Genomic DNA, 12,580 nt, shown 5'->3' with positions numbered 1-12,580 from the left:
TTCTTTTGCCGGAAAGGACAGCGCCGTCAGGCAGACCATCTACTTCTTTCCATCGTTTGCGGGCACTTCAATTGAGAGTAACAGGCTTATTTGTTGCATAGCAACAAATGCAGCCGTGTCGCGAAAAGAAATGCCGGGAAAAGTGATTCCCGGCAAATAATACACTCACATTTATTAAGGATCGGACAGCTTCAGCGATCCGCGACAAAGGTCTGCTTCTGCGTGCCGAGGCCTTCGATTCCGAGTTCGACGACATCGCCAGCCTTGAGGTAACGCGGCGGTTTCAAACCCATGCCCACGCCCGGCGGCGTACCGGTGGAAATGACATCGCCAGGCTGCAACGACATGAACTGGCTGAGATAAGAGACCAGATAAGCGACCCCGTAGACCATCGTCCTCGACGAGCCGTTCTGCATCGTCTGGCCGTTGACCTTCAGCCACATGCCGAGATTCTGCGGATCGGCGATCTCGTCCTTGGTAACGAGCCAGGGGCCAATTGGGCCAAAGGTGTCGCAGGATTTGCCCTTCGTCCACTGCCCGGAGCGTTCCGTCTGGAATGCGCGCTCCGAGACATCATTGGAGACGCAATAGCCGGCAACGTAGTCCAGCGCTTCGGCCTCGGTGACATATTTTGCGGTCTTTCCGATCACAACGCCGAGTTCGACCTCCCAATCAGTCTTTTCGGAACCACGCGGGATGACGACGTTATCGTTGGGACCGACGATCGCGGAGGTGGCCTTCATGAAAATGATCGGTTCCGGCGGAACTGTTGCGCCAGTTTCGGCAGCGTGATCAGAGAAATTCAGGCCAATACAGATGAATTTGCCCGTGCCTGCAACACAGGCACCGATGCGGCCCGGAGCCAATTCCGGAAGGCTTTTCGCGTCGAGCGCTGCGATTTTTGCCAGGCCGGCCGGCGAAATCGCCTCGCCAGCGACGTCGGAAACATGCGCCGAAAGGTCGCGGATCTTGCCATCGGAATCGAGTAGCGCCGGTTTTTCACGACCTGGTTCGCCAACGCGCATCAGCTTCATAAAATCTCCTCCTCATCGAAAACGGACTACCATCACCTATGGACCAGTCGACTAAGCGTGTCATTACGGCTTTTTGCTGAAGCGGTACGCATTGTTAAAAAATTCGCCGGAACTGAATTTGGCACGCCGGATTGAATGAAGGGAGAAGCATCTGCGGCGACGGGTTTGCTTGCAAAGTTCTGTTCGCGGGCAATATCATTCGCTCCAGCCCCTCAACCACTATCCGGAAACAAGATGACCGAAGCCAATAGCCGCACATCCGAATATCCGATCGATGCGATGTTTCTCGATCGCTGGTCGCCACGTGCTTTCACGGGCGAAACCATAGCCGAAGAGCAATTGCTGACGATCCTTGACGCAGCTCATTGGGCGCCATCTTCCGGCAACCAGCAGCCTTGGCGCTTCATCTACGCCCTTAGGGGCACGGAACATTTCGAGAAGCATCTTAGCCTGCTCGTGGAATCGAACCAGGAATGGGCAAAAAATGCTTGCGCGCTGATCTTCGTTGTCTCACGCAGTTTTAGTGGCGCTTTCTCGGAGAACAAACCGCGCTATACGCATTCGTTCGACGCTGGTGCCTCGTGGGGGCATCTCGCCCTCCAGGCACGCTTTTCCGGCTTCTACGCCCATGGCATGGGCGGAATCAAACATGACGAAATCAGGCTAGCCTTCGCCATTCCGGAAGGCTATCGCGTCGAGGCCGGAATAGCCATCGGCCGCCTTGGCGACAAGAGCGTTCTGTCGGAGCGCAACCAGGCACGCGAAGTGCCAAGTCAGCGCATGCCGCTTGCGGAGGTGGCCTTCAACGGAAAATTCGTTGCTAATTGATTCTGTGAAAGAAAAAGGCGCCATGAACGCGCCTTTTTGTACAAGAAATCAATTAGATATCGAGATTTGCAACGCTGAGCGCGTTATCCTGAATGAATTCGCGGCGCGGCTCGACTTCGTCGCCCATCAGCCGGGCGAAAAGGCCATCCGCATCCGTCGCGTCGTTTACCTTGACCTGTAGCAGCGAACGGGCGTTCGGGTCGAGCGTCGTCTCCCAGAGCTGCTCGGCATTCATTTCGCCAAGGCCCTTGTAGCGCTGCATCGTCAGTCCCTTGCGGCCGCTTGCAAAAATTGCATCGAGCAGAGCGCGCGGACCGGAAATTTCGGTATCTCCGTCGCGGCGCGAAAGCGCCGGTGGGCTCTGGTAGATTTCTTTGAGGCGCGACGAGAGCTGATCAATCTGTCGCGCATCCTGCGATCCAATCAGCGCCATGTCGAGCACGACGACTTCCTTGACGCCGCGCACCATTCGCTCAAGCCGCAACCCGCCTTCGCTGGTCAGGCCGCCTTCCCAGCCGCGCTCGGTTTCCTCGGCGATGATGTCTAGTCGCTTGGCGACGTCAGTCGCGAGCTGTTCGGCCCTGGCACGATCGCTGACCGCTTCGGCGTTCAGTGCCCCGGCGATTGCCGCCTGCTCAACGACAGCGCGATTGTAACGGGAATGCAGGTTTTCGAGCAACGCACGCAGGCGCAATGCATCGAGGATAACTTCGCGCAGATCCTGACCGGCGCGGACTTCGCCGCTTGCGAGCCTCAGCGCCGCATCCTCAAGGCCCTGGCCGATCAGATAATCTTCTAGCGCCTTTTCGTCTTTCACGTACTGAACGGACTTGCCGCGCGAAACCTTGTAGAGCGGCGGCTGGGCGATGTAGAGATGGCCGCGCTCGATCAGCTCCGGCATCTGACGGAAGAAGAATGTCAGCAGAAGCGTGCGGATGTGGGCACCGTCGACGTCGGCATCCGTCATGATGATGATCTTGTGGTAGCGAAGCTTGTCGGCGCTGAACTCGTCTTTGCCGATCCCCGTGCCGAGCGCGGTAATCAACGTGCCGATTTCCTGGCTGGAGAGCATCTTGTCGAAGCGGGCACGCTCGACATTGAGAATCTTGCCTCGCAGAGGCAGGATCGCCTGGTTTTCACGGGAACGTCCCTGTTTTGCAGAGCCGCCCGCGGAGTCACCCTCGACGAGGAAGACTTCGGACTTCGCAGGGTCGCGCTCGGAGCAATCGGCAAGCTTGCCAGGCAGCGAGGCGATATCGAGCGCACCTTTGCGGCGCGTCAGTTCGCGGGCCTTACGAGCCGCTTCGCGGGCCGCGGCGGCCTCTACGACCTTGCCGACGAGCACCTTGGCCTCGCTCGGATGCTCTTCAAACCATGTGCTGAGCGCTTCATTGACGAGGCTTTCGACCACCGGACGGACTTCCGAGGAAACCAGCTTGTCCTTCGTCTGCGACGAGAACTTCGGATCCGGCACCTTCACCGAAAGGACAGCCGTCAGGCCCTCGCGGCAGTCTTCGCCCTGGAGTGTGACTTTCTCCTTCTTGGTAATACCGGAGCTATCGGCATAGGACACAACTTGGCGCGTCAGCGCGGCGCGGAAGCCGGCCATATGCGTGCCGCCGTCGCGCTGTGGAATATTGTTGGTGAAGCAGAGCACATTTTCATGATAGCTGTCGTTCCACCACATTGCGACTTCGACGGTAATTCCGTCCTTTTCGCCGCGAATGGAGACAGGCTTGTCGACCAGAGGTTTCTTGGCACGATCGAGATAGGAAACGAAGGCCTCTAGGCCGCCGTCATAACGCATTTCTTCCTGCTTGATGTCCGAATGACGCTTGTCTGTCAGCAAAATGCGGACACCGGAATTCAAGAAGGCAAGCTCGCGAAGGCGGTGCTCCAGCGTGCCGTAATCGAAGTCCGTCATCGTGAAGGTTCCGGTGCTCGGCATGAAGCTGACTTCCGTGCCTGTGTCGCTGCCCGCCTCACCCGTCACCTTGAGCGGCGCATCGGCAACGCCATGCGTGAAGCTCATTTCATGAATCTTACCCTGCCGGCGGATCTTCAGTTTCAGCCAGACCGACAGCGCGTTGACGACCGAGACGCCGACGCCATGCAAGCCGCCGGAAACTTTGTAGGAATTCTGGTCGAACTTACCGCCGGCATGAAGCTGCGTCATGATGACTTCGGCTGCGGAAACACCTTCGCCGGTGTGTATATCCGTTGGAATACCGCGGCCGTTGTCGGTCACGGTGACCGAGCCGTCGGGGTTGAGCGTGACGGTGACGATGTCGGCATGGCCGGCCAGCGCCTCGTCAATTGCGTTGTCGACGACCTCATAAACCATGTGATGCAGGCCGGAACCGTCGTCGGTGTCACCGATATACATGCCGGGGCGCTTACGCACGGCATCAAGTCCCTTGAGGACCTTGATGGAATCCGCGCCATATTCGGTGCTAACGCCGTTTTCCGTCGCTGGTATATCGGTCATGCTGTCTTTGAATTTCCCTGTTGTAGGAGCCCGGAGAGCCTTGCGAATCACCGGCCTTTTTCATTTCGGAATATAGGGTTTTTGGACGCCATTCCCAATGGCAGAGCCTGGGAATCCGGCATAAAGCAGGGGATTATGACGCTTTTCCGTCAGCTTTGCCGAGATTTTCAAGCGTAGCGGCGAGCTCGGCCAAAGCTGCACTGTCAAGGTTGCGAATCCGGCCCGCCAAACGATTGGCAAAAGCCGTATATTCGGGGGGGAGACCTGCGGTATCAATCACCACGCGCGGGTCCGATGCGCGGGCGAGCAGGAAGAGTTCCTCAGCTTCATCCCAGATGATGTTGAAATAGCCGGCGATCCGCTGAAGCAGGTCGAAGGTCGGCAAGCCGCGTTTTCCATGTTCGAGTGCGGAGAGATAGGCAGGCGAGACGTTGAGCGCCGCTGCCATCTGCTTTTGCGACACGCCTTTGCGCGCCCGAAGCTTTCGAACAGCTTCGCCGAACGGCGTCATGACCTGTCCCCCTGCCGCCGGGAGAGCCGGATATAAAGCGCGCCCTCGCCGCCGTGGTGGTGCGCAGCCGCTTCGTAAGACGAGATCAGATAGCGGAATTCCGGCTTCGAAAACCAGAGCGGTACAGCCCGTTTCAACGCACCTTCGCTCCCCATCGAACTGCCCTTGCCGGTGATCACCAGCACATGCCGCATGCCGCGCTCGTGCGCGCGGATGAGGAAATCGAGAAGCATGACGTGGGCTTGGCTTTGCACGAGGCCGTGGAGATCGATACGCGCCTCTAGTGCCAGCCGGCCTTTGGCGATCTTGCGTTTGACGGGCCGCTCCAGTGGATGGTGGGTGCCGGAAGGCTGCTTCGCTGCCGCGGGCAGCGCTGCAGCTTGCATTTCCGTGTCGGCAGATGATTTCTGTACGGCATTCGCGACCTCGGCTTCGGTTTCCACAAGAAAGGCATCGAGTTCAGTCAACTCGCCCTTCTTGCCGGCGAGCGGCCGCGTACTGCGCGCAACCTTGCCCCATAGAATTCGCTCGTCCGTGCTGAGCTTGCGGTCTCGCGTCATCAGCCGAACCTTCCAGCCGCAGCGTTCGGAATGAGGATGGCAAAGTCCGCGTCGTTGCGCACCGTACCCGCCAATTCGCCCGCTTCATCGCCGGAACCCGTAAAAATATCGCCACGCGCAGGACCGACGATCGCGGAGCCAGTGTCCAAGGCAAGCATCAAACGCTGGAACGGCCTACCCTTATCAAGATGGGTCAGGCTTTCGGAACGGATGAAGAAGGGAAAACCGAAGGTATGTATCAGGCGGTCGACGGCAAGCGACCGTCCGGCGACCAACGGCACTTTCGCTGCAGCAACTGGTCCAGCTTTAGACGCGGCAACCGGCGCCTCGCGGAAGAAAATATAGGACCGATTGTGCCAGAGAACATCATCGACCTGCTCTGGATGCGCTGCGAGCCAGGCGCGAATCGACTGCATGGAAATGTTCGCACGGTCGATTTCGCCGCGGTCGACCAACAGCTTGCCGATGGCGGAGAAAGGATGCCCGGCCTTTGCCGTATATGTGATACGCGCCTTCCGTCCATCCGGGTAGCGCAATCGCGCCGCGCCCTGCACATGCACGAAGAAGACATCGACCTTGGATTTCGCCCAGGCGATTTCAAGGCCTCGACCGTCGAGGAAGCCTTGGTCGATCGCTTGCCGGTCGGGATAGGCGCTTATCTCTCCATCCTGGAGGCGACCAAAGGCATAGGATGAATCGAGGCCTACGGGGCGGTTGCTATTGTCGAGCTCGATCAGATCATCGGGTCGCCGGTAGAACGGGAAGCGATAAGTAGAATCGAGCTTGTCGGAAACGGCGATTTCCGGTTCGTAAAAAGCGGTAACGAAACCCCGGCCACCGTCCAGTTTTTTGATAAAGAACGGCCGACAGTTCTGCTCAAAGAAGGATCGGGCTTCCGAAGCAGATGCGGGTTTCGCATTTCGGGCTGCCTTAAGCAGAGGCAAAAGATCGTCGGTGCTCAGGCCGAGCGATCCGGTGCGGTAGGGTTTCGTGCCGGTAACTTGGCTGCGGCACGCTTCCATGACTTCAAAAAGGCTGGAGGGATCATCATCCTTCCAGCCCTTGAGTTCATCGAAACCGGCAGCTTGCAGAACGAAGCCCGCTTTATCGTCACTCATGTTTCCGATTCGGTCGCCACGAGTTTCCAATTGGGATCGCGCGATCGCGTATCGCGGGCAAAGGTCCAGATATCGTTGACTTCGGCAACGTTCTCGACATCGCCTTCTATCAGCTTGTCAGCTTTGTCGTAGGTCGCGGAGATCAGCTGGCTGGCGATACGGATCGTAATCTGTGCCTCGCTGCCTTTGACTTCCACCTGTGTGATGTCCGCCTTATCGATGCCGACAAAGGTGGATTTCACTTTCTCGCCCTTGGCCTCGCGATCTGCGATGGCCGCATCAAAACCGTCATAGACCTCGCGGGACAAAAGATTCTTCAACGTCTTTCTGTCACCGTCGGCATAAGCCATGACGATCATTTCGTAAGCCATCTTCGCGCCGTTCAAAAATTCCTTAGGTGCGAAGGCTGGGTCGGCTTTACTGAGCGCACGCAGGGGCTCATTGAGCGGCGTACCGGGGGCCGCAAAAGCGTCGACCACTGCAAAGCGGCCTTCTTCCTCTGCAGGCGTATCGCGGCGCGGAAGCGTCACGACCTTGCCGGCATCGGAATGCTCAGGACCGGCGGCATCGCGCGGCGTAAAGAGATCGCGCGGCGGCTTCTCATTTCCCGTGCGGCGTCCCAGAACACTGCGGAGCTGGAAAAAAATCAGCACCGCCGCCACAAGGAAAAACAAAGTGATGAAGTCGTTTGAACTCATATCGTGCCGCAGCCACCGTTAACATCTATGATTTGTACTCCCATATAGTCCGCATAGACAGATGATTCAAATAGCCGCAATCTTGCGATTGCCATTGAGGCCCGGCGAGCGCCGGTTGGAGAGACGATGCGACTTGCAATGCTACCAGGTTTTGTGCTGCTGCTGCCGCTGGCGGAGATAGCGGGCTTCGTAATCGTCGGGCGCGCAGTCGGCCTACTGGCAACCCTTGGTCTCGTCGTGCTGAGCGTTGTGATCGGCATGGCTCTGCTTCGTCGCCAGGGGATCGGCATCCTGCAGCGTATGTCGAGCGAGGGGAGAAACGGCGTAATACCTGGCCGGGAGCTTCTGCGGCCAGCCATGCTCGTCATCGCGTCGCTGCTTCTCATCGTTCCGGGATTTATTTCGGACATTATCGCCATCGCGCTTTTCATCCCGGCCGTTCGTGATCTTGCCTGGAACTACATCCGCAAGCGATTCGTTATCGTTGAGGCGGCGAGAGGCTCTAGCGCGTCGCGATCGTCCGGATTCAGCAACCAATCCAAGCCGGATTCAAAAGTTGTTGATCTTGACGAGGACGATTATCGCCGCGAGCCTAACGACAAGTCTCCCTGGTCAGGCAAGCGGCTCGGGGAGTAGAGACCGATTCGCCCAGGGTTGTAAGCCTTTTCCCGAAATGTTAGATGGCGGCAACATCCAATGCCCCTCGAGGAAAATCCAATGGCTGATGAAAACAACGGCAGCGGCACGACAAGCCCGAGCCTCACCATTCTCGCTCAGTACACGAAGGACCTTTCCTTCGAAAATCCGGGTGCGCCGCGGTCACTTCAAGCGCGCGACAAGGCGCCGGCGATCAATATCAACGTCAACGTCAATGCCAATCCTCTTTCGGATACGGACTTCGATGTTGTGCTGTCGCTCAACGCCGAGGCCAAGGATGGCGACAAGACGGTCTTTCATGCCGAACTCGTTTACGGCGGCGTCTTCCGCGTTGCCGGCTTCCCGCAAGAACACATGCTGCCCGTTCTCTTCATCGAATGCCCGCGCATGCTCTTCCCGTTTGCCCGCCAGATCATTGCCGATGTTACGCGCAATGGCGGCTTCCCGCCGCTGATGATCGACCCGATCGACTTCGCACAGATGTTTGCACAACGCGTCGCCGAAGAGCAGACGCGCGCAAAGGTGCAGACAAATTGATTCGAAGCACGTGATTTTGACAGCCGTGCCCGGGTCAAAGCCCGGGCATTTTTAATTTGGACGATCGTATCTGGCCCAGATGCCTTTGGTGCCGAGTGCGGCAATCAACGCATCGTGAGCCTGAGCTTCCGCTTCGCTAAGGCGCGGCGCGAGGGGCCTGGGCCGCTCCAAACCTATGTCAACGGCCTCATCCAGAACAATCTCGGCGTCGCCTGCCCCGCTTGTTGCCGAAACGCTCAAACCGAGAGCGGTCTGACGCCCGCCGATCATCTCTATATAGACCTCGGCAAGCAGTTCGGAGTCGAGAAGTGCACCGTGTTTTGTGCGGTGTGAGTTGTCTATACCGTAGCGGCGGCAGAGGGCATCGAGCGAATTCGGTCCCATCGGATGTTTGCGCCGAGCGAGAGAAAGCGTATCAACGACCCTCTCCGGCAGGACCGGCGGTATGCCAAGGCGAGCGAGTTCGGCATTCACAAAACCCATATCGAAGGTCGCATTGTGCGCGATCCACCTTGCGTCACCGAAGAACTCGATGATCTCTTCGACCACTGCGGAGAAAGGCTTCTTGTCCTTCAAAAACTCGTCGGTAATACCGTGAACGGCGAGCGCATCGGGATGAACTTTCTGATCTCCCGGATTGATATAGATATGGATCGTGCGGCCGGTCGGGAAATGGTTCAAAAGCTCGACGCCGCCGATTTCGATGATGCGATCCATGCGGCTGTCGAGACCGGTGGTTTCCGTATCGAAAATGATTTCACGCATTCCGGAAATCTCCCTTCGCGATCCGCGCTTTCAAGACCCCGATGATTTCAATCACCCTCGCCCGCGTAATTTCGATGGCGTGTCCCGTGTCGATGACATAATCGGCACGCTCCCGCTTTTCGGCGTCCGGGGTCTGCCGCGAGCGAATCATATTGAATTTTTCCTCGGTCATGCCCGGTCGCGCAAGCACCCGATCGCGCTGAATCTGTGGATCGCAGCTCACGACCACGACTATGTCGACCCGCGTCTCCGCACCAGTTTCGAAAAGCAACGGGATATCGAGCAGGATTATCTCCGATCCTCGTGCTTTTTCGCGTTCCACGAATTCCGTTTCGCGCTGGCGAACCAGCGGATGAACGATTGCTTCGAGCGTTTTGAAGCCATCTGGTCGGCGCGAAAGCTGACGCCCAAGTTCCTGACGGTCGACGACGCCGTTCCGAACGGTGCCCGGGAACTCAGCTTCGATCAACTGCGCTGCCTCGCCGGCATAAAGCTCGTGGACCACAGCATCGGAATCATTGACGGGGATACCGGCTCCGGCAAAGAGCTTTGCCGCCGTTGATTTCCCCATCCCTATGGAACCCGTGAGACCGATCCGGATCATCTGTGTTTTTCCATATCTGCGACGACGAGTGCACGAAGCTCGTCATCGACCACCGGCCGCTTGCTGAACCATTTCTCGAAGCCCGGCACCGCCTGATGAAGCAGCATACCAAGTCCATCCACGATCGCGAAACCCTGCTCCTCGGCTTGTTTCAGCAAGGGTGTCTTCAGCGGCACATAGACGATATCTGTGACGAGCGCGTTACTGTCGAGCGGGGAAAAATCGATTGCCGGTGCTGTTTCGCCGTCCATACCGAGCGATGTCGTGTTGACGAAAAGACCAGCACCTTTCATGACCTCCGCGAGCGCTCCCATCGGATGCGCATAGACTTTGTCTCCAAAACGATCGGCAAGTTCCTGCGCGCGAGCCGCGGTCCGGTTGACGACATGGATCTCCCTGAAGCCGCGGTCGCGCACCGCCTGTATCACCGCCCGGCTGGCGCCGCCTGCACCGAGTATTATTGCGGTCTCGTGTTTATCCCAGCCAGGGTGGCGCGCGTTCAGGTTGGCGGTAAATCCGTGACCGTCGGTATTGGTCGAATGGAGTTTTCCTTCCTCCAGCCATAACGTATTGGATGCGCCGAGTTCCTGGGAGAGTTCATCCGGGCTGTCCGCGAGCTGGCAGGCCAACTCCTTGTGCGGAATGGTGACATTGCCGCCGATAAAGCCCGAGCTTTGATCCTTGAGCGATCCAATGAATGCTGCAAAATCGGCGGGAGCAACCTCGTATGCGCGGTAGCTTCCGGCAATCCCAAGCTTTTTCAGCCAGTATCCGTGGATCAAAGGCGAACGTGAGTGCCGCACGGGGAAGCCGGTGACGAAGGCATTCGGGCCGAATGTTTCACGTGAATCATCCATCAATCGCACCCAATCCCCTTAGTTTCGCGAGCAGCGGCAGCATCGGCAGGCCAAGGATCGTGAAGTAGTCGCCGTCGATCTTGCTGAAAAGTTGAATTCCCTCGCCCTCCAGCTGATAGGCGCCAACGCTGCCAAGCGCCGTGTTGCCGACGCGTGCGAGATGGCGCGATATGAAATCCGCCGACAGAACGCGCATCGTCAGCGACGCGTGTGACACATGCTCCCATAAAAGTGCACCATTCCGGATGATGGCGATCGCACTGTTCAGGCGATGTGTTTGTCCCGAGAGTGATCTCAGATGATTGGCGGCGTCAGCCATGTCGTGCGGCTTGTGAAACACACGATCGCCAAGCGACATGGTCTGGTCCGAGCCAATGATGAGCGCGTCCGGAAACCGGGCGCTCACCTCGTCTGCTTTAGCCCTCGCAAGCACCAAAGCAACTCTATCTGGAGATGCGCCCTCTCGTTCGAGGGGTGCTTCGATTGCGCGCTCATCTATCTTTGCCGCATGCGCTTCAAACTCCAGGCCGGCATTTTTAAGCAGCATCCTCCGGAATGGACTGGACGAAGCGAGAATCAGTTTCGATGTCATGCGTCTCATAGCTCGTGGTTCACAATGTCAGCGCTTAGCGCAGCTTGGGGCGCAGGGCAACGATCGCGGCCGCTGTCTCTTCGATGGAGCGACGGGTCACATCGATCAACGGCCAATTATGCCGCGCACAAAGCGAGCGGGCATATTTCAGTTCTTCGGAGATCGCGGCTCGATCCGTATACAGGCCACGATCGAAGCCGGGCGTCGCACCCAGCACCCGGTTCTCACGCACTTGCGATATCCGATCCGTCGTTGCTATGAGGCAGACGATCAACGGCCTCGTTGCAGTGAAAAGCGCTTCCGGCAAAGGAACATCATAGACGATCGGAATGTTCGCTGTCTTGATGCCGCGATTGGCGAGATAGATGCTCGTCGGCGTTTTGGACGTACGACTGATACCGATGATGACGACGTCGGCATCGTTGTAGTCCTCGGGCATTTGCCCGTCGTCGTGATCCATGGTGAAGTTGAGCGCCTCGATGCGTGCGAAATAGCCGGCATTCATAACATGTTGAGCGCCGACACGACGCCGCAGCGGAGCCCCGAGATAGAGCTGGAAAGCGGCCATCACAGGCTCAAGCACATTGACTGAGGCAACGCCCATCTCGACACACCTCTCATCGATCAGCGCAGCGAGTTCCCGGTCGACGACCGTGTAAAGAACAATGCCTGGCTCGTTGTCGATCGCATCGAGAACTGCAAGCAGCTGCTTGCGGTTGCGGATCAACGGATAGACGTGTTCGACCGCTTGGGCAGATTTGAACTGGGCCGATGCAGCGCGGCCGGCTGAGATCAGAGTCTCACCGGTCGAGTCAGAAATCAGATGCAGATGGAAGAAGTTCGTGCGGTTCTCCACGCTATTTTCTGCTGCCTGTTGAAAAGACTGGATGGGAAAGAGCTAAGGGACCGGCATGGCTTGAGGCAAGGGAAAACATGACCCCTTATCCACATTTCGGATTTTCTGGAGGGTATTGGCGCGCGGCCTGTGGATTTGTGATCCGCGCTGGAGAGCTCATCTAGAGTACACACGATATCCACAGAAAGAAATGCCTCAGCCTTCGAGACAAGTTTTTGGAATCACTTTTAGATTCGAGCTTCTCCAAGAAACCCCGATGGATGGCTCTCCACGTTGTCCTGATATCTTTGATGCGCCTGACATTCGGCATCACCAGTGGATGGATTTTAATCCTTGATAGACACCGACTCTAAGAAATAGAAACCTTTTTAAATATCTTTAGATTTTTATAGGGACGAAGCGCTTGAGCGAAACACGCCGGAAAGTCATGAGAGTTCTCGACGGCGAAACTCTCTCCCCTCCGCCGGTCTGGCTA

At 57.5% G+C, this 12,580-nt stretch carries 14 protein-coding genes; 3 read left to right on the top strand and 11 right to left on the bottom strand.

All coding sequences use genetic code 11. The features are described from left to right. Positions 1–191 precede the first annotated feature (191 nt). Positions 192–1,034, bottom strand: a complete 843-nt coding sequence (locus RGR602_RS00070) for a fumarylacetoacetate hydrolase family protein (protein WP_039843406.1) — start codon at positions 1,032–1,034, stop codon at positions 192–194. A 234-nt stretch (positions 1,035–1,268) separates the two neighbouring features. Between RGR602_RS00070 and RGR602_RS00065 the strand changes: the two genes are divergently transcribed. Continuing rightward, a complete protein-coding gene (locus RGR602_RS00065) occupies positions 1,269–1,862 on the top strand; it encodes a nitroreductase family protein (RefSeq protein WP_039843405.1) in 594 nt (197 codons plus the stop codon). Between the two features lie 52 nt (positions 1,863–1,914). Here RGR602_RS00065 and gyrB read toward each other — a convergent pair whose 3' ends face one another. The 5 genes from gyrB to RGR602_RS00040 form a co-directional block, all read right to left on the bottom strand. Continuing rightward, on the bottom strand, positions 1,915–4,350 hold the full coding sequence (gyrB, locus tag RGR602_RS00060) for a DNA topoisomerase (ATP-hydrolyzing) subunit B (RefSeq protein WP_039843404.1): 2,436 nt from the start codon (positions 4,348–4,350) through the stop codon (positions 1,915–1,917). A 133-nt stretch (positions 4,351–4,483) separates the two neighbouring features. Next, positions 4,484–4,861, bottom strand: coding sequence for a helix-turn-helix domain-containing protein (locus RGR602_RS00055; protein WP_022718415.1), 378 nt, complete (start codon positions 4,859–4,861; stop codon positions 4,484–4,486). After that, positions 4,858–5,421, bottom strand: a complete 564-nt coding sequence (locus tag RGR602_RS00050; protein ID WP_039843403.1) for a Smr/MutS family protein — start codon at positions 5,419–5,421, stop codon at positions 4,858–4,860. Before RGR602_RS00050 ends, RGR602_RS00055 begins: the two co-directional genes overlap by 4 nt. Then, entirely contained in the window at positions 5,421–6,539 is a 1,119-nt protein-coding gene (mltA, locus tag RGR602_RS00045) for a murein transglycosylase A (RefSeq protein ID WP_039843402.1), read from the bottom strand. The genes RGR602_RS00050 and mltA overlap by 1 nt, the downstream gene beginning before the upstream one ends. Then, a complete protein-coding gene (locus tag RGR602_RS00040) occupies positions 6,536–7,237 on the bottom strand; it encodes a Tim44/TimA family putative adaptor protein (protein ID WP_039843401.1) in 702 nt (233 codons plus the stop codon). Before RGR602_RS00040 ends, mltA begins: the two co-directional genes overlap by 4 nt. 126 nt (positions 7,238–7,363) lie before the next feature. On the opposite strand from RGR602_RS00040, the gene RGR602_RS00035 reads away from it, so the two are divergent. Both RGR602_RS00035 and secB read left to right on the top strand, forming a co-directional pair. Beyond that, positions 7,364–7,873 (top strand): FxsA family protein, encoded by a 510-nt coding sequence (locus RGR602_RS00035; protein ID WP_039843400.1) that lies wholly within the window; start codon positions 7,364–7,366, stop codon positions 7,871–7,873. A gap of 81 nt (positions 7,874–7,954) precedes the next feature. Beyond that, positions 7,955–8,431, top strand: coding sequence for a protein-export chaperone SecB (gene secB, locus RGR602_RS00030; protein WP_022718412.1), 477 nt, complete (start codon positions 7,955–7,957; stop codon positions 8,429–8,431). A 51-nt stretch (positions 8,432–8,482) separates the two neighbouring features. Here the strand turns inward: secB and dnaQ are convergent, their stop codons facing one another. From dnaQ to RGR602_RS00005, 5 genes are read right to left on the bottom strand one after another with little or no spacing between them, the layout of a single operon-like run. Further along, the gene (dnaQ, locus tag RGR602_RS00025) at positions 8,483–9,196 is read right to left on the bottom strand and encodes a DNA polymerase III subunit epsilon (protein WP_039843399.1); all 714 of its coding nucleotides are present in this window, start codon (positions 9,194–9,196) and stop codon (positions 8,483–8,485) included. Continuing rightward, positions 9,189–9,800 (bottom strand): dephospho-CoA kinase, encoded by a 612-nt coding sequence (gene coaE, locus RGR602_RS00020; RefSeq protein ID WP_039843398.1) that lies wholly within the window; start codon positions 9,798–9,800, stop codon positions 9,189–9,191. Before coaE ends, dnaQ begins: the two co-directional genes overlap by 8 nt. Continuing rightward, the gene (locus RGR602_RS00015) at positions 9,797–10,657 is read right to left on the bottom strand and encodes a shikimate dehydrogenase (protein ID WP_039843397.1); all 861 of its coding nucleotides are present in this window, start codon (positions 10,655–10,657) and stop codon (positions 9,797–9,799) included. The genes coaE and RGR602_RS00015 overlap by 4 nt, the downstream gene beginning before the upstream one ends. Next, the gene (locus RGR602_RS00010; protein ID WP_039843396.1) at positions 10,650–11,249 is read right to left on the bottom strand and encodes a Maf-like protein; all 600 of its coding nucleotides are present in this window, start codon (positions 11,247–11,249) and stop codon (positions 10,650–10,652) included. Before RGR602_RS00010 ends, RGR602_RS00015 begins: the two co-directional genes overlap by 8 nt. Before the next feature lie 34 nt (positions 11,250–11,283). Beyond that, positions 11,284–12,105: a pyruvate, water dikinase regulatory protein gene (locus RGR602_RS00005; protein ID WP_022718407.1), complete on the bottom strand. Its 822-nt coding sequence runs from the start codon at positions 12,103–12,105 to the stop codon at positions 11,284–11,286. Positions 12,106–12,580: the final 475 nt, after the last annotated feature.

The sequence above is a fragment of the Rhizobium gallicum bv. gallicum R602sp genome (assembly GCF_000816845.1).
Classification (GTDB): domain Bacteria; phylum Pseudomonadota; class Alphaproteobacteria; order Rhizobiales; family Rhizobiaceae; genus Rhizobium; species Rhizobium gallicum.
The sequence above is the reverse complement of the archived record's forward strand: the minus strand, read 5'-3'. Positions and strand labels throughout refer to the sequence as shown.